Genomic DNA, 15,829 nt, shown 5'->3' with positions numbered 1-15,829 from the left:
CTGGAGGGCGAGGGGGCAGGCCCCGCGCCGGCCGGAAGCACCGCGTTACTCCGCGGAGGCGTCACCCGCACACGCCTGGCGCGCCTCGGGCTTGTTCTTGAAGATGAACGCCAGCCGGTCCGTCTGCTCGCCCGTGCGCTCGTCGAAGAGCGGCGTGCCGCCCGCGTACATGCTGCCCTCCGGGTTGCCATAGGCGTCCAGCCCCTGCTTCTGGAGCCACGCGTCCACGCAGGCCTCCTGGGCCGCGCGCGCCGTGCCGCCGCCCGAGCCCGCGTCCTCCGCGCTCAGGGCCCCCTTGCTGGCGCCGGTGCGCGTGGCTTCGTCCGTCGCGGCGGAGGCGTCGGTGGGCCCCGGGGCCTCGCCCGTCTTGCGGGTGCAGCCAGGCGCCAGGAAGAGGACAGCGGAAAAGACGAGCACGCCGGTCAGCTTTTTCATATGTCCTGGCAGGTGGGGGCCGCGCGGACGCGGGACGGTGGAGAGACACCTGCGCCCTTCTGCATGGTGGTACGCAGGCGGCCTCACCATATTCGTTTCCGACCGCGTGGAGCAGTCATCCGATGCATGGCCACGGTACAGACCACCATCCCCGAATTCCCCATGCGTCCCGGCTGGAGCGCGCGCGCGTCCTGCTGGTGGGGGCTGGGGGGCTCGGGTGTCCGGCGTCACTGGCGCTGGCCCAGGCCGGTGTCGGGCACCTGACGCTGGCGGATCCGGACCGCGTGGACGTGACGAACCTGCCGCGCCAGCTCTGGCACCGGGGCGAGGACGTGGGCCGGAACAAGGCGGAGTCCGCGACGGCGGGCCTGGCGCGGGCCTTTCCCGGCCTGAGCACGGAGGCCATGGCCGAGCGTGTGGACGCGAGCAACGCGGAGGGGCTCTTCCGCGCGCACGACGCCGTCATCGACGCCACGGATGGCGTGGCCACCAAGTTCTTCCTGTCGGACGTGGCGGTGCTGACGGGGGTGCCGCTCGTCTATGGCGGGGTGCTGCGCATGCAGGGCCAGGCGATGCGCGTGGACCCGGGCGGGCCGTGCCTGCGCTGCCTCTATGAAGCGCCGCCGCCGCCGGACGCCGTGCCCACGTGTGCCCAGGCGGGGGTGCTCGGCTCGCTGGCGGGGCTGGTGGGCGCGGTGCAGGCCCTGCTGGCGCTGGAGCTGCTGTCGGGCGCCGCGCGAGGTGGGCAGGGCGAGGCCACGCTGCACGTGCTGGATGCGGTGTCGCTGCTGGGGCGGAGGACGCGCGTGACGCGGGCGCCGGACTGCGCGGGCTGCCGCGTCACGGCCATCCCGGCGTACCCGGAGTCTCCGGAGGCGTGCGCGACATGACGGCGACGCTGGACATCACCCGCGAGGTCTGTCCGATGACCTACGTGCGGACGAAGCTGAAGTTGGAATCACTGGAGTCGGGCACGTTGCTGGAGGTGCTGCTTCGGGGCACCGAGCCGCTGAAGAACGTGCCGCGCAACGCGCGCGAAGAGGGCCACGAGGTCGTGTCCCTGGACGCGCTCCCGGACGGGACGCACCGGCTGGTGCTCCGCAAACAGGGCAGGTGAGAGAGCCATGGCGACCCTTCGTATTCCCACCCCCATGCGGGGCTTCACCGGCAACCAGGCGGAAGTCGTCGCCCCCGGCGCCACCGTGCGCGAGGTGCTGAACAACCTGGACGCGCGCCACCCGGGCATTGGCGGCCGGGTGCTTGACGAGCGCGGCGCGGTGCGGCGCTACGTGAATGTGTTCCTCAACGACGAGGACATCCGCGCGCTGAGCGGCCTGGACACGCCGGTGAAGGACGCGGACCGCATCATCCTCATCCCCGCCATGGCGGGAGGCTGAAGGCCGTGGCGCTGCGTGAAGAGCAGATCCAGCGCTACTCCCGGCAGATCCTCCTGCGCGAGGTGGGCGGACGTGGTCAGGAGGCGCTGCTCGCGGGCGCGGCGCGGCTGGATGGCCTTGGCGCGGCGGGGCTGACGGCGGCGGCGTACCTGGCGGGAGGTGGCACGCCGGTGACGGGCGCGGGCTCGCTGACGCTGGGGCCCTGGGCGCCGGGCTTCCTGATGGGGCCCGCCGACGTGGGCCTGCCCGTGACGGAGGCGCTGGCCCGCGAGGTGCCCGCGCTGAACCCGGACGCGGCCTCGGTGGGGCCGGGGGGCGGACTGGTGGCGGAGCTGCCCGCGGCGTGGAGTGGCGAGGCGCCCTGGGTGGCCCTGGGCGGTGATGGCATGCGGGCCGCCGTCGTCTTCCGCGGCGCGGAGGGGTGCCTCTGGTGCTTCGGTGAGACGGTGCGGCACCTGGGCTCGCCTCCGGATGGCGCGCTGGGCGTGGCCGTGGGGACGCTGGGGGCGCTCGTGTTCCAGCGGCTGCGGCTGGGCCTGGGGCCCGCGCTGGGAGGCCGGTGGCTGGTGGCGCCCGGCACCGTGGAGGAGCTGGCGCCGCGCAGGTGCTCACGCTGCGTGGGCCGCGAGGCGCCTGGCGCGCCGTGAGTCGCTGGCCCGAGCACATCCTCACCGAAGTCGGTCGGCACCTGGCGGCCGCGTATCCCTTCGAGGGCTGTGGGGTGATCCTCCGCGCGGAAGGGACAGGGGCCCTGCGGATCCGCCCCCTGCGCAACGCCGCCGGGAACCCGCGGAGGGCGTACGCCTTCGCGCCCGAGGAGTGGCTGGCCGTCTGCATCGAAGCGGATGCACGCTCAGAGCGAGTGGTGTGCGTGTTCCACTCGCATGTGGATGCACCGGCGACCTTCTCCCAGGAGGACCTGCAGCGGGCGGCTCCCGACGGGTGTCCGTTGCTCCCCGATGTTTCCTATCTCATCGGATCCATACACCGCGGCTGTGTTCACTGCGTGTCGGAGTATGAGTGGCGTGCGGGAAACTTCGCGTCACGGACGCACTGAAAAGTTCATTGCAGAAACGAAAAAGCCTTGTCTGAGCAGGCACTTGAATGCCCGTCACCCCCACCTGCGGAAAGGTGGGCGCGAATTGTCAAGTGGCCGGGTTTTCGTCTATAACCGCGTCCATCTTCTGGATCTGAGGCGTCCCTACGAGCTTGCAAGAAGTGCTCCGGACGCAGGGAGTAGACGACCCATATGGCCTCCAACACTGGTTTCACCCTCTGGCTGACCGGCATGTCCGGTACCGGGAAGAGCACCACCGCCGCCTACATCGCCGCGCGCTTGCGGCAGGTGGGCCGCAACGTCGAGATCCTCGACGAGGGTGAACTCGGCGAGGCGCTCTGGGCGGGGCTGGGGGACGGCAAGGAGGACCGGACAACCGTCGTGAAGCGGCTGGGCTTCGTGGCGAGCCTGCTGACGCGCAACGGCGTGGCGGCGCTGGTCCCCTGCGTCAGCCCCTACAAGCCGGGCCGCGAGGAGAACCGCCGGACCATTGGCCGCTACGTGGAGGTCTACGTCGACTGCCCGACCGAGAAGCTCATCGAGCGCGACAGCACGGGCCGCTACAAGAAGGCGCTCAACGGGGAGATCCCCAACTTCATCGGCATCACCGAGCCGTACGAGCCGCCCAACTCGCCGGAGGTCACCATCCACTCCGACGTGGAGTCGGTGGAGGACGGCGCGGCGAAGATCTTCCAGTCGCTGCTGGACCTCGGCTACATGACCACCGAGGAGCTGAAGATCATCACCGGCAAGAAGATGAAGGCCAACCCGCTGCCGGCGAAGGGTGAGAAGGCGGAGAAGGCCGAGAAGGGCGGCGCCAAGGCCCGCCGCGCCGAGGAGTCCAAGCCCGCGGCGAAGGCGCCGAAGGCGGACAAGGGCGCCAAGGCCCGTCCGGCCACGCGCGCGGCTCGGGTGGCGAAGCCCGCGGCGAAGAAGTCCTCGAAGCGGAAGGCTCGCTAGGCGGCTGGGCTTCCGGGCCTGGGTTTCATTCCTGAGGGGCTCCAGGTTGCCGCGCAACGACGCGAGCAATCCGGGGCCCTTTGGTTTTAGGAGAGCTTCATGTTGAGCCCCGAGCGGATCCAGTCCCTGTGTGAGTCCTCGCGCCCCAAGCTGGAGTCGATGCGCGCCGCGCTGCGGCTCCATGGCAGCGCGCTGGTGGCGTTCTCTGGCGGCGTGGATTCGACCTTCGTCCTGAAGGTGGCGGTGGAGGAGCTGGGCGACCGGGCGCTCGCGCTCACCGCGCTGTCCGCGTCCGTGGCGCCGGAGGAGGCCGACGAGGCGCGCGCGCTGGCGAAGCGGCTGGGCGCCCGGCACGTGGTGCTGGGCAGCAACGAGCTGGCGAATCCGGAGTACGCGGCCAACCCGACGAACCGCTGCTACTTCTGCAAGACGGAGCTGTATGACATCTGCGAGGCGCAGCGGACGTCGCTGGGCCTGGCGGTGGTGCTGGACGGCTTCAACGCGGACGACTTCAAGGACCACCGGCCGGGACACAAGGCGGCGCGGGAGCACCGGGTGGTGTCACCGCTGGCGCAGGCGGGGCTGACGAAGGAGGAGATCCGCGCGTGGAGCCAGTCGCTCGGGCTGCCGACCTGGGACAAGCCGCAGATGGCGTGCCTGGCGTCGCGGATTCCGTATGGCACGGCGGTGACGCGGGACCGGCTGCTGCAGATCGCCGCCGCGGAGTCGGAGCTGCGCAGGCTGGGCTTCCGACAGTTCCGCGTGCGGTACCACCAGGACGTGGCGCGGCTGGAGGTGGCGGCGGAGGAGTACGAGCGCTTCCTCGCGGCGGACGTGCGGCAGCGGATCAACACCGCGTTCCTGGCGCTGGGGTTCAAGTTCGTGGCGCTGGACTTGGAGCCGTTCCGCTCTGGCCGGATGAATGACGCGGCGGGGGTGGTGAGGCCGGGGGCCACGGGCCAGCCGGACGGGTTCCCGCTGCCTGTGGTGAGCTGAAGCCCAAGCGGCTCCATCCGTGGTGATGGTGCTCCAGATGCCTCAGCGCTGGTCGCGCCGGATGACGGCCGGCGTCAGTCCGGTGAGCTGGCGGAACACCGTGGTGAAGTGGCTCTGCGAGCTGAAGCCCACCGCGAGCGCGATGTCCCCCAGCGGCAGCGACGAATGGCTCAACAGGTCGCGCGCCCGCTCCACGCGGCGTTGCTGCACCCAGGCGTGCGGTGTCAGGCCGGTGGACTGGCGGAAGGCGCGGGTGAAATGGAAGACGCTCAACCCGGAGCGCTGGGCGAGCTCACCCACGCGGATGGGCTCGGCAAGGCGCGCCTCCGCGTAGAGCTGTACACGGCGGAGTGCGGCGGGGGAGAGCCCGCCTCGCTGGCGTGCCGCCCGTGAGGTCCCCGGCTCCTGGAGCAGTCTGGCCACCCGCGCCGCGTGCCGGTCCTGGATGGCCCTCGCCGCTTGCAGGAACCCCGCGATGATCCGGAGGTGCTCCTCCGGCAGCGCCGCCATGAGCTGATGCCCGTCCGCCTGCAGCGGCCCCCAGAGGGTGTCAATCCACTCGCGAGCATGAGCGGTGAGCACCAGCCGCTGGCCACCTCCGGCCGCTTCCCGCTGGACGTAGCCCGCCAGCTCCAGCCGCGCCACGTCGGCTTCGCGCGGGACTGAGCCCAGGGGCGCCGGGCCACCGAAGTGAAGCTGCGCCAGGCACGCGAGGTCCGCGCGCCCCAGCGCCAGGACCTTCCCCACCGTGGCATCGAACTGCGCGGACGCATCCTGGAACTGCACGACGTCCGAGCCAATCTGTTCGAGCAGGGCGGGGCGGGGGCTCATCGGGAACTCCGCAGGAAGGCGAAAAACGGCGCAAGGGCACGAAAGACGACCTCATGCCCAGGACCGCATCCTGGCGGCATGATCAACCTGAAGCCTTCCATCGCGGCAACCGTCCTGTGGCTCTTCGTCGTCGTCCTGGGCATCGCCTTCGGCGCGGGACTCTATGAGCACCGCGTCTCGTTGCCCCGATGGCTCGACACCCTGGGTGGACACTGGTCCGCGGGCGCCGCGCGGCAGGACAACGTGGGACTCCGCTTCTGGGCCTTCGTCACCACGGGGCCGCTGACGCTGCTCACCCTGGCGAGCCTCTACTTCGCATCCCAGGCCACCGGCCCGCTGCGCGTCTGGTGGCTCGGAGCCGCGTTGGCGGCGCTGGCCGACCGGCTCCTGACCTTCTCGTACTTCATCCCCGCGATGGTGCGGCTGCTGCAGTCGCCAGACAACGCCGCCTCCGTGGACACCGCGATGACCTGGGCCCGAATGAACCACCTGCGTCATGCGCTCGTGGCGGGGGCCTGGCTCTCCGCGCTCCATGCGCTGACCTGGCTCCGGTGGAAGGGAGGTGCGTGAGCACACCGTCCGATTCCGGGGGTGCCCCACGCCCGGACAAGCCACGACAGGGCAGGGGACCCTGGACGGACGCATCCCAAGCCCGGACCCTGTTAGAACCGTGAGCCGCGCCATGGCCCGCGAACCCTCCCCATCCTCCGGAACGGCTCCCCGTCTGATCCGCCGCCTGATCAGCACCTGCGCCGTGCTCCTGCCCGCGGCGGCCGGCGCGGCGGAGTACGTGGACGCGCCGTACGCGGATCGCCGCGCCTTCTCGCTGATCCTCGGCCCCGGCGCCTCCTATACCGAGTCCATTGATCGCTCAGCGTCCGACGCCGAGAAGGGCGGGGACGCGCACCTGGACCTCGGGGGCAGCCGGACCGTGGGCTACGACGGGGACGAGGTCTTCGTGGTGATCCGCGGCAGCCTGCGCGGCCCGGATCTATCGGTGGCCGGAGGCTTCCGGAACGTCTATGGCGATGGGTCCTGGCAGACCTTCTATGATCTGGGCCTGTTGATCAGACCGTTTTCTGGGCCGTGGCTGGGGCCTCGCGTAGCGTTGGGCGTGCGACACACCTTCTCCGAGCGGCTCGCGGTGTTCGGGGGACTCGGGCTTGCGCTCGGGTTTGGCGCGGGCCTGCGCGGAGACGCCGAAGCCTTCACCGGGGTTCAGTGGATCTTCCCGGTCGGATCGAAGTGAATTTCTTGCGATCAGACCGACCTGTGAGAATGTGTGTGCATCTGTAGGAGGTCGCGCACATGGACATGAATCCCCGCCTTACTTCAGTGGTCTTCCGGCTCAACCGCGAGAAGCTCGACGCCCTCAAGGATCTGTCGCGCACGACGCGCATCCGTCAGAGCGAGTACCTCCGCGAGGCGATCTCCGATCTGCTCGCGAAGTACGAAGAGCGGCTCGTCGACTGAAGACGGCCGTCCGGGCCCCACCGCGCGTCACCCGAGGTGGAAGGGTGGCTCCAGCGGAAGCCCCGGGGGATGGAGACGCTCCCCGGCGCTGAAGGGGTCCACGCCGGGAGGGTAGCGAACCTCCCAGAGGACCAGGCCGTGCGCGGGCGCCTTGAAGCCCTCCATGGCCCGCCCCGTCTCGAGCGCCGCGAGCCACGCCTCTTCCGGCAGCAGCCCCGCGGCCACCTTCAACGCGCTCCCCATCAAATAGCGGATCTGGTAGCGCGCGAAGCCGTCCCCACGCAGCCGAGCCTCGTAGAGCCCACCGCCCAGCGCATGCAGGGTGGCGGACTCCAGCGTGCGAGGCTTGCGTGGACTGGACTTCTCATGGAACGCGATGAAGTCCCGCGTCCCTTCCGCCGAGCGCAGCAGCGCCCCCAGCCGCTCCGGCGTCACCGCCGTGGCCTGGAACAGCGGCTCCGCGGACACGTCCAGCGCATAGGGCGCCCAGTCGGGCGTCACAGCCCCACCCAGCTGGAGCCGGTAGCGGTACTCCTTGCCGCAGGCGCTCCACTGCGCATGGAACGACGTGGGTCGGCGCACCCCACACAGGCCCAGGCCCGGTGGCAACCGGGGCGGGAGCCGCTTCTCCAGGGACTCCGCCGAGTCACCCGCCTCCAGCCGGACGCTCACCACCTGCATCCGGGCGTGGACCCCCCGGTCCGTGCGCCCTGAAGGCATCAACGTCGCCGGCACCCCCACGGACCGCAGCGCCTCTTCCAGGGCCGACTGGACGGTGGGGCCCTCGGGTTGGCGCTGGAAGCCGCGGAAGATTCCGCCGCGGTACCAGATCCACAGTGCGACGGGAATTCGCTTGGAGGTGGAGGGGAGCACGCCGTTGCTTGGGTGTGGGGAACCACGGGATACTCGCGCGCGAAATGGCGGCTGGACAAGACCTTGCGGCGGACGTGGACGGACTCTGGCTCTTCAAGCACGGGGACTTGGTCCTGGGGCCCGTCAGTGGGACCCAAATCGTGGAGAAGCTCACCTCGGGTGAGCTGACGCTGGACACCCTGGTGGCGCCCGCCGGAGAGCGGGACTTCCACCGCATGTCGGAGGTGGACGCCTTCCGCGTGCACGTGGCCCGGGCGGAGGCGCGCGCCCGCGTGGACGCCGCCGTCGTCGTGGAGCGGGCGAAGTCCGCGAAGCGCCTGAAGATTCTCGGCGGCGCCGCGGCGGCGGGCGTGGTGGTGCTGGGCATCTTCGGTGTCCAGGTGGCGCGCAACGTCGCCGTCCACGGCTGGTCCGGCGACGGCGAGGTCCAGACGGACGACTTCGAGATGGGCGAAATCACCATCCGCGTGGCCCAGGCCCGGGTGGATGAGGAGGAGCTCTTCGAGTACCCCGGCCATGGCGCGCGCCGTCCAGGCACGGGCGAGCCGGGCGTGAAACCCGCCGCCGGCAGCAGCGGTCCGGGGAAGGTGGCCATGGCCTCCACCACCCGGACGCCGGTGGACCGCAGGCCCCGCCCCGGGGGCAGCGTGACCACCGACCCGGAGGGCATGGAGATGACGCAGCAGTTCGACCAGTCCGCCATCAACCGGGTGGTGGCCAGCAACAAGTCCACGCTCTTCCGCTGCTTCAAGGAAGAGGCGGAGCGCACCCCGGGCCTCTACGCCAAGGTCCCCATGGAGTTCGTCATCGGGAACGATGGCCGGGTGAGCAAGCTGTGGGTGGACAACCACCAGTTCAAGAAGGGTCCACTCTACGAGTGCCTGCTGGCGGAGATGAAGAAGTGGCCGTTCCGCGCCTACGAGGGCGAGCAGGCCACGGTGGGGCTGTCGTTCACCATCGGCAAGCGGGGGTAGGGTCACTTTCTTGCCGGCACCCCGGGCATGCCCGATACCGTGGGCATGTCCGCCGCATCCGTTGCTGAGACCGAAATTGCGAAGAAGGCGCTGAGCGTCCCGCCGGGAACCTTCCGTCACACCGTGCTGACGGCCGCCAAGCGCTTCAAGTCCACCTGGGCCGAGCTGGGCAAGCTCCTGGTCCAGGTCCGGGACGAGGCGAAGTTCGAGGAGTGGGGCTACCCCTCCTTCGAGGCCTATTGCCTCAAGGAACTGCACATCAAGAAGCAGACCGCCTTGAAGCTCACCCGCTCGTTCAGCTTCCTGACCAAGCACGAGCCCGAGGAGGAGCTGACCGCACAGGAGTTCCCCCAGCGCGCACCCGCGTTCGAGGTCATCGAAGTCCTCGCGGACGCGGAGGAGCGGGGCCAGCTGTCGCCCACTGAATACAAGTCCCTGCGCGACAGCATCTGGAGCCCGGAGAAGAACCCGGCCGAGCTGAAGAAGGAGTTCGCCGAGCGCTTCCCCCGTCCCCCGCCGGAGCCGCCTCCGGAGAGCGCCCAGGTGCGGAAACTGGCGCAGATGGCCCGCAAGCTCGCGAGCGAGCTGTCGGGGAGTCGTCGGATTCCGAACGCCGTCGCCGAGCGGGCAGCCGCCCTGGCCGAAGACCTCGAGGACATCGCCTCGGGCGTGACGGACGCCTGAGCCGCTGTTACTGAACGCTGACCCGTGGCCGGGGCTGTACGCTCGGCAACGGGCCTGTACCGCCGGGCTTCCTGCCCGAAGGGGAGGGCCCTATAGTGGTTCAGGGCCGCGTGAAGGTGGGCCTGACGGCTGTTCGAGACGTGGGCAGGCCGTGCGGGTAGGGGAGCGGTGGACGGCGAAGGAGGCTCCGGGTGTCCGGAGCCGGCGAACTCGGAGGCGGCAGTGAAGAAGGAGCACCACGTCAACCTGTCTTGTTCGTTCTGCGGCAAGTCGCAGCGCGAGGTCCGCAAGCTCATCGCGGGCCCGACGGTCTACATCTGCGACGAATGCATCAAGCTGTGTAACGACATCATCGCGGACGAGAACGAGCGCGAGGAGGGCAAGCCCCAGGTCAGCTTGCCGACGCCGGCGGAGATCAAGGCGTTCCTCGACGACTACGTCATCGGACAGGACCAGGCGAAGAAGGTCCTCGCGGTGGCGGTGTACAACCACTACAAGCGCATCTACCAAAAGAAGCCGACCTCTCGGCCGCGTCCGGGCGTCAAGGGCCCCACCGGCGAGGAAGTGGAGCTGAGCAAGAGCAACATCCTGCTCATCGGACCCACGGGGAGTGGCAAGACGCTGCTGGCCCAGTCGCTGGCGCGCTTCCTCAACGTGCCCTTCACCATCGCCGACGCCACCAGCCTCACCGAGGCCGGCTACGTGGGCGAGGACGTGGAGAACATCATCCAGAACCTCCTCCACAACGCCGACTACGACGTGGAGAAGGCCTCGCGCGGCATCGTCTACATCGACGAGATCGACAAGATCGCCCGCAAGGGTGACATGCCCAGCGCCACCCGCGACGTGGGCGGCGAGGGTGTGCAGCAGGCCCTGCTGAAGATCATCGAAGGCACCCGGGCCAACGTCACGCCGCGCGGCGGGAAGAAGTACAACCAGCAGGAGTACGTCCAGGTCGACACGACGAACATCCTGTTCATCTGCGGCGGCGCCTTCCACGGCATCGACGGCGTCATCAAGCGCCGCGTGGGCGAGAAGGGCCTCGGCTTCGGCGCGAAGATCACCCACCGCGAGGAGCGCAGCGTGGGTGAGCTGCTGGCGCTGACCGAGCCGGAAGACCTCATGCGCTTCGGCATGATTCCGGAGTTCATCGGCCGCCTGCCGATGATCGCCACGCTGAACGACCTGAAGGAAGAGGACCTGGTCATCATCCTCTCCCAGCCGAAGAACGCCCTGGTGAAGCAGTACCAGAAGCTCTTCGAGATGGAGAAGGTGAAGCTGACCTTCACGAAGGAGGCGCTGCGCGCCATCGCTCGCGAGGCGATGCGCCGTCACTCCGGAGCGCGCGGCCTTCGCGCCATCCTGGAGGATGCCATGCTGGAGATCATGTACGACGTGCCGTTCCGCGAGGGCGTCAAGGAGTGCAAGATCACCGAGCAGGTCATCACCAAGCACGAGGCGCCCCAGCTCGTCATGGAGAAGGAGAAGAAGACGGCCTAGCGGCGTCTTGCTTCTCCGGGTGTCCCGAGGCCCTGCTTCCCTTCCGGGAGGCGGGGCCTTCCGCTTTTCAGGGCGCGGGCAGGGTGATGATGAACTCGGCCCCGGCGCCGGGTGTGCTCTCCACGCGGATGTCGCCCTGGTGCTCCTGGACGATGTCGTGGCACAGCGAGAGCCCCAGCCCCGTGCCCACGCCCGCGGGCTTGGTGGTGAAGAAGGGGTGGAAGAGCTTCTCGCGGAGTTCCTCGGGGATGCCCGGCCCGTTGTCGCGGATGCGCAGCTCCACCTGGGTTCCGACGCGGTGGGTGCGCAGGTGCACCTGGGGCGTGAAGCCCGCGCCGGCCTGTGACTGATGTTGCGCCGCGGCGTAGAACGCGTTGTCGAGGATGTTGGTGAGCATCCGGCTGATGTCGCTGGCCACCAGCTCCACGATGCCCACGTTGGGGTCCAGCGTGGTCTCCATCTTCACGGTGGCGCCGCCCGGACGGCTGCGTTGGCCCTGCACGGCCAGGTTCACGCTGTCGCGCACCAGCAGGTTGAGGTCCGACTTGGAGCGGGTGCCCTCCGACTTGCGCGAGTGCCGGAGCATCGTCTTGATGATGTCCGAGGCGCGCTTGCCGTGGCTGTGGATGCGCTGGGCGTTCTGCTTCAGGTCCTGGAGCGTCTCCAGCACGTCCTCGCGGGTCTCGCTGTCGAGCCGGTCCGCCATGCTCTTCAGCGTCTCCTCCAGCTCGCCGGCCAGCCGTGAGGACAGGTTCGAGAAGTTGTTCACGAAGTTGAGCGGATTCTGGAGCTCGTGGGCGATGCCCGCGGTGAGCGCGCCCAGGGACGCGAGCTTCTCCTGCGCCACCAACTGGCGCTGCATCTCCTGCAGCCGGGTGAGCGTCTCCGCCAGCTCGGCGTTCTTGTGCTGGATTTCGGCCGTGCGCTCCTCCACGCGGCGCTCCAGCGTCCGGCTGTACTCCTCCAGGCTGGCGTAGAGGTCGGCGTTCTCCAGGGAGATGGCCGCCTGGAACGACAGCAGGCGCAGGACTTCCAGGCGCTCCGGGGTGAAGGCGCCTCGCGTGGCGTCGTTCTCCAGGTAGAGCACGCCCGTGAGCGAGCCCTGCTTCAAGAGCGGGCTGCACAGCAGGGACTTGGGCTGGGCGCTGCGGACGTAGGGGTCCTCGGAGAACGGCTCCTCCGCCGACGCGTCGTGGAGGAGGACCGTCTCCCCGGTGCGCACCACGTAGTGGATGATGGAGGTCGGCAGCGACGCGGAGGACTCCATGGGGATGGGCGCCTCGAGCACCACGCCATCGCCGTCCACGGAGCCCTCCGCCGCGATGACCAGGCCCTCCGTCCGCTTCAGCAGCAGCAGGCCCCGGCGCGCGCCCGCGTTCTCGATGACCAGCGTCATCAGCTTGCGCAGCAGCTTGCCCAGGACGATTTCGCCGGACAGCGCGCGCGCCGTCTTGATGACGGACGCCAGGTCCAGCGCGGCCAGTGACGTCTCGGTGAGGGCATCCGTGGGCGTGGGCGCGGGGGCGGACGGCAGGAGCCGGGGGTGCTCCCGCTCCAGCCGAGCCGCGACGGCGCGCGCGCCCCAGCGCAGGTAGGCGGCGCGGGCTTCCTCCAGGTAGGTGCGGGCCACGCGCTCGCGGGTCTGCGTCAGGTGGAACCGCGCGGCGGCCTCACAGGCCACGCCCTCGTCGAGCGACAGGCCGTATTGACGCGCCAGCCGGATGGCCCGGTCATACGCATCCGCGGCCGTGTCCCCCTGGCCGTCCAGGCGGGCCCGCTCCGCGTCCAGCAGCTCCGCCCGGGCGCCATAATTCATGGGGGCGATGCGGGCCCAGCCGCGCATGGACTTGCGGATGGCGTCGATGGCCCGCGACGAGCGAAGCCGGTCCAGCGGCCCCAGCGTGGGGTGGACGGCCATGAGCGCCAGGCCCTGGAAGAACTTGTACCAGGGCAGGTAGATCTGCCCGGCGATGAGCTCCACCTGCGTGTCCACCGCCGCGGCGCTCTCCAGCGCGCCGCGCGCATCGCCCCAGAGCCACCGGCGCAGGGTGCGCAGCACGTCACAGGTGGCGATGCCGTTGCCGTAGTCGAGCTGCCGGTACGGCGCGACCAGCTCCTCCTCGCGGGCCTCCACGTTGCCGGTGAACGCGCCCGTGAGCGAGTCGAGCGTGTGGCGCATGTACTCGGTGAAGAGCACGTTCTTGTGCCGGTGCGTGGCCAGCGTGTCCCGGAACCGGTCCATGCGCGGGCCACCGTCGGCCAGGCCGTCCCGGGCGATGAGGGCGGTGGCGCAGCCCGCGCTGGACGCATAGCCGAAGTACTCGATGTCGCCCGTCTCCTGGCCCTTCTGCGCGGCGGCGAGGAAGTCGTCGACGCACGCGGACAGCGGCTCCTTCCAGTGCCGGATGAAGAGGTTGAAGACGAAGGTCACCATGGCCCGCAGGCTCTCCGCCTGGAAGCGGTCCAGCGTCTTCAGCGCCAGCCGGCCGTAGCGGAAGCCGTCCTCGGGGTTGCCCAGGTGCACGCTCAGCATCAGCCCGTAGCCCACGTAGCCGAACGCGGCCACGCCGGTGGCGCCGTGGCGGATGGTGAGCTGGAGCACGCGGAGCACCACCAGCGGGAAGAGCAGCGGGCGGGCCATGAAGGCCAGCGAGGACAGCTTCACCAGCAGGCGCAGCGTGGCGAGCAGGAGCGGGTCGGTGCACTCGGGGAGGGCCGCCAGGTCCTCGGGCTTGCGCAGGCCCAGGCGCAGCTTCGTCTTCGCCACCGCGGCCAGGACGTGCGGCTGCTTCGGATTCGCGGGCAGGGGCTGGCCCAGCTTGCGCAATACCTCCAGGCCCAGGTCCACGCCGCGCGAGTGCTCGCCCCGGTGCGCGAGGCATTGGAGGCGGACCTCCTGCACCCGGACCTCCTCCGCGCCATCCACCGCGTGGGCCAGCGCCGCCGCCGCCAGCCGCTCCATCAGGTCGAAGTCCGCGGCGAGGTACGCCGCTTCGGCCGCGTCGACGTGCAGGTCGAAGGTGAGCCGCCGGTCCCTCCGCCAACCGTCCTCGCCGAGCAGGGACAGGCCCGTGCTCAGCAGGCGCAGGGCCGCGGACCAGGCGCCTCGGGACTTGGCGCTGCGGCCGGCGCGCAGGTCCAGCTCCGCCACGCGGTGGCGCTCCTGCTCGTCGTGGAGCACGGGCAGCGCCAGGTGGAAGTGGCTGACGAGCTCGGGGAGCCCTTCGTCGAGCCGCTCCGGGGGCGTGTGCCGCAGGAGGAGCCGGCCGATGCGGGCGTGGATCTCCGGATGCACGTCCTCCGGAATCAGCTCCAGCGCGGCCTGCTGCACGCGGTCATGGGTGAACTGATACGTGCCCCCGCTGTCCATGTCGGCGTCGTCGATGGGCGTCACCAGCCCCGCCTGGAGCACTTCGACGAGCCCCTTCTCGGCCGCCTCATCCGTCCGCTCCAGGACGATGGCCAGACTGTGCAGGTCGAACGTATGGCCCAGCGCAGCCGCAATGGGCAGCAGCGCCTGCGCGGCGGAGCTCAGCTCGCGGATGCGGGAGGTGAGCAGGGCCACCACGCCGTCACTGAAGTCCTGTCCACGCAGCGCGCTGGCATCCCACCGGAAGCCACCACCGTCCGCGTCGAAGCGCACCAGCCCCCGCTCGTAGAAGGTGCGCAGGAGCTGCACCGCGTGGAACGGGTTGCCTTCCGTCAGCGACAGCACCAGGTCGTCGAGCTGCGCGTCGGGTTGGCCCTCGGCGGGAGGGAACACGTCCGCGACCAGCTTCGTCATGTCCTCGGGGGACAACGGTGCCAGGTCGATGCGATGGACCGGCGTGCCGTGGTCCTGCAGCGCGCGAGCAAGGGACTCCACGGGATGGTCGGGGCCCAGCGCTTCCGAGCGGCAACCCGCGACCACGAGCAGGTGCTCGATGTCCCGGTCCGTCAGGAGCAGTCGCAGCAGTTGGAGGCTGGCGCTGTCCGCCCACTGGAGGTCGTCCAGGACGAGGACCAGGGGATGCTCCCGCGTGGAGAGCGCGGCCACCAGCTTGCGGAGGACGAGCTGGAAGCGCAGCTCCGACTCCGCGGGCCCCAATTCGGGCACGGGAGGCTGGTCCCCGAGCACCAGGGCCATGCGAGGCACCGCGTCCACCACGAGCCGGCCCATGCCGCCCACGGCTCCGAGGAGGCGGTGTTGCCAGGTCGCCAGCTCCTGCTCCTGTCCGCCCAGGAGTCCGCGAGCCACTTCGCGGAAGGCCTCGAAGATGCCGCTGTAGGGCGTGTCCCGGATGAGCTGGTCGTACTTGCCGCGCGCGAAGTGGCCCTGGCGCTCCGCGACGGGGCGCTTGAGCATCCCGGTGAGGGCCGACTTGCCCATGCCCGCCGCGCCGGAGACGAGGACGAAGGCGGAGCGGCCCGAGGCGGCGCGCTCGAAGGCGGCGCGCAGGGCGGCCTGCTGGGGCTCGCGGCCGTAGAGTTTCTCGGGGACGGCGAAGCGCTCGGGGACGTCCTTGGCGCCCAGCATGAAGGCGGGGACGGGGCCCGGGCCCTCCAGGGCGCTCAGGCAGCGCTGGAGGTCCGCCACGAGCCCGTAGGCGCTCTGGTAGCGGTCCTCGGGAGACTTGGCGAGCAGCTTGAGCGCGATGTCGGACAGGGGC

The 15,829-nt window shown here is 70.2% G+C and carries 17 protein-coding genes; 13 read left to right on the top strand and 4 right to left on the bottom strand.

Features of this window, described 5'->3' with window-relative positions:
* Window positions 1-45: 45 nt before the first annotated feature.
* The gene (locus G4D87_RS18535) at window positions 46-435 is read right to left on the bottom strand and encodes a hypothetical protein (protein WP_240358389.1); all 390 of its coding nucleotides are present in this window, start codon (window positions 433-435) and stop codon (window positions 46-48) included.
* Between the two features lie 122 nt (window positions 436-557).
* On the opposite strand from G4D87_RS18535, the gene G4D87_RS18530 reads away from it, so the two are divergent.
* The 7 genes from G4D87_RS18530 (at window position 558) to larE (ending at window position 4,845) form a co-directional block, all read left to right on the top strand.
* The gene (locus G4D87_RS18530) at window positions 558-1,325 is read left to right on the top strand and encodes a HesA/MoeB/ThiF family protein (RefSeq protein WP_163783392.1); all 768 of its coding nucleotides are present in this window, start codon (window positions 558-560) and stop codon (window positions 1,323-1,325) included.
* Window positions 1,313-1,552, top strand: coding sequence for a sulfurtransferase TusA family protein (locus tag G4D87_RS18525; protein WP_163783391.1), 240 nt, complete (start codon window positions 1,313-1,315; stop codon window positions 1,550-1,552). The genes G4D87_RS18530 and G4D87_RS18525 overlap by 13 nt, the downstream gene beginning before the upstream one ends.
* 7 nt (window positions 1,553-1,559) lie before the next feature.
* Entirely contained in the window at window positions 1,560-1,832 is a 273-nt protein-coding gene (locus G4D87_RS18520) for a ubiquitin-like small modifier protein 1 (protein ID WP_163783390.1), read from the top strand.
* 5 nt (window positions 1,833-1,837) lie between these two features.
* Window positions 1,838-2,479 carry a ThiF family adenylyltransferase gene (locus tag G4D87_RS18515; RefSeq protein ID WP_163783389.1) on the top strand — a complete coding sequence of 214 codons (642 nt, stop codon included), beginning with the start codon at window positions 1,838-1,840 and terminating at the stop codon, window positions 2,477-2,479.
* Complete coding sequence (locus G4D87_RS18510; protein WP_338044979.1) at window positions 2,392-2,889, top strand: M67 family metallopeptidase; 498 nt, start codon at window positions 2,392-2,394, stop codon at window positions 2,887-2,889. The genes G4D87_RS18515 and G4D87_RS18510 overlap by 88 nt, the downstream gene beginning before the upstream one ends.
* 192 nt (window positions 2,890-3,081) lie before the next feature.
* Entirely contained in the window at window positions 3,082-3,849 is a 768-nt protein-coding gene (gene cysC, locus G4D87_RS18505; protein WP_163783387.1) for an adenylyl-sulfate kinase, read from the top strand.
* A 99-nt stretch (window positions 3,850-3,948) separates the two neighbouring features.
* Window positions 3,949-4,845 carry an ATP-dependent sacrificial sulfur transferase LarE gene (gene larE / locus G4D87_RS18500; protein ID WP_163783386.1) on the top strand — a complete coding sequence of 299 codons (897 nt, stop codon included), beginning with the start codon at window positions 3,949-3,951 and terminating at the stop codon, window positions 4,843-4,845.
* Window positions 4,846-4,887: 42 nt separating this feature from the next.
* Here the strand turns inward: larE and G4D87_RS18495 are convergent, their stop codons facing one another.
* Entirely contained in the window at window positions 4,888-5,676 is a 789-nt protein-coding gene (locus G4D87_RS18495; RefSeq protein WP_163783385.1) for a helix-turn-helix domain-containing protein, read from the bottom strand.
* 78 nt (window positions 5,677-5,754) lie between these two features.
* Here G4D87_RS18495 and G4D87_RS18490 point away from each other — a divergent pair, with 78 nt between their 5' ends.
* The 3 genes from G4D87_RS18490 to G4D87_RS18480 all read left to right on the top strand — a co-directional run bounded on the left by G4D87_RS18490 (window position 5,755) and on the right by G4D87_RS18480 (window position 7,149).
* Window positions 5,755-6,246: a DUF1772 domain-containing protein gene (locus tag G4D87_RS18490; protein ID WP_163783384.1), complete on the top strand. Its 492-nt coding sequence runs from the start codon at window positions 5,755-5,757 to the stop codon at window positions 6,244-6,246.
* A gap of 112 nt (window positions 6,247-6,358) precedes the next feature.
* Window positions 6,359-6,925, top strand: a complete 567-nt coding sequence (locus G4D87_RS18485; RefSeq protein ID WP_163783383.1) for a hypothetical protein — start codon at window positions 6,359-6,361, stop codon at window positions 6,923-6,925.
* A gap of 59 nt (window positions 6,926-6,984) precedes the next feature.
* Entirely contained in the window at window positions 6,985-7,149 is a 165-nt protein-coding gene (locus tag G4D87_RS18480; protein ID WP_011554065.1) for a ribbon-helix-helix domain-containing protein, read from the top strand.
* A 27-nt stretch (window positions 7,150-7,176) separates the two neighbouring features.
* Here G4D87_RS18480 and G4D87_RS18475 read toward each other — a convergent pair whose 3' ends face one another.
* On the bottom strand, window positions 7,177-8,022 hold the full coding sequence (locus tag G4D87_RS18475) for a tRNA pseudouridine synthase A (protein WP_163783382.1): 846 nt from the start codon (window positions 8,020-8,022) through the stop codon (window positions 7,177-7,179).
* 44 nt (window positions 8,023-8,066) lie between these two features.
* Between G4D87_RS18475 and G4D87_RS18470 the strand changes: the two genes are divergently transcribed.
* From G4D87_RS18470 to clpX, 3 genes are all read left to right on the top strand, one after another.
* Window positions 8,067-8,996: an AgmX/PglI C-terminal domain-containing protein gene (locus G4D87_RS18470; RefSeq protein ID WP_205507634.1), complete on the top strand. Its 930-nt coding sequence runs from the start codon at window positions 8,067-8,069 to the stop codon at window positions 8,994-8,996.
* Between the two features lie 27 nt (window positions 8,997-9,023).
* A complete protein-coding gene (locus tag G4D87_RS18465; RefSeq protein ID WP_140792360.1) occupies window positions 9,024-9,680 on the top strand; it encodes a hypothetical protein in 657 nt (218 codons plus the stop codon).
* 222 nt (window positions 9,681-9,902) lie between these two features.
* Window positions 9,903-11,180 (top strand): ATP-dependent Clp protease ATP-binding subunit ClpX, encoded by a 1,278-nt coding sequence (gene clpX, locus G4D87_RS18460; protein WP_163783380.1) that lies wholly within the window; start codon window positions 9,903-9,905, stop codon window positions 11,178-11,180.
* A 67-nt stretch (window positions 11,181-11,247) separates the two neighbouring features.
* On the opposite strand, the gene G4D87_RS18455 is transcribed toward clpX, so the two are convergent.
* Window positions 11,248-15,829: trifunctional serine/threonine-protein kinase/ATP-binding protein/sensor histidine kinase (locus G4D87_RS18455; RefSeq protein WP_163783379.1), on the bottom strand; the 4,582-nt coding region annotated here is incomplete at its 5' end.

Origin of the sequence: Myxococcus vastator (genome assembly GCF_010894475.1) — a bacterium.
Taxonomy (GTDB): Bacteria; Myxococcota; Myxococcia; order Myxococcales; family Myxococcaceae; genus Myxococcus; species Myxococcus vastator.
Note: the sequence above shows the minus strand (reverse complement) of the source record. Positions and strands in the feature narration are given on the sequence as shown.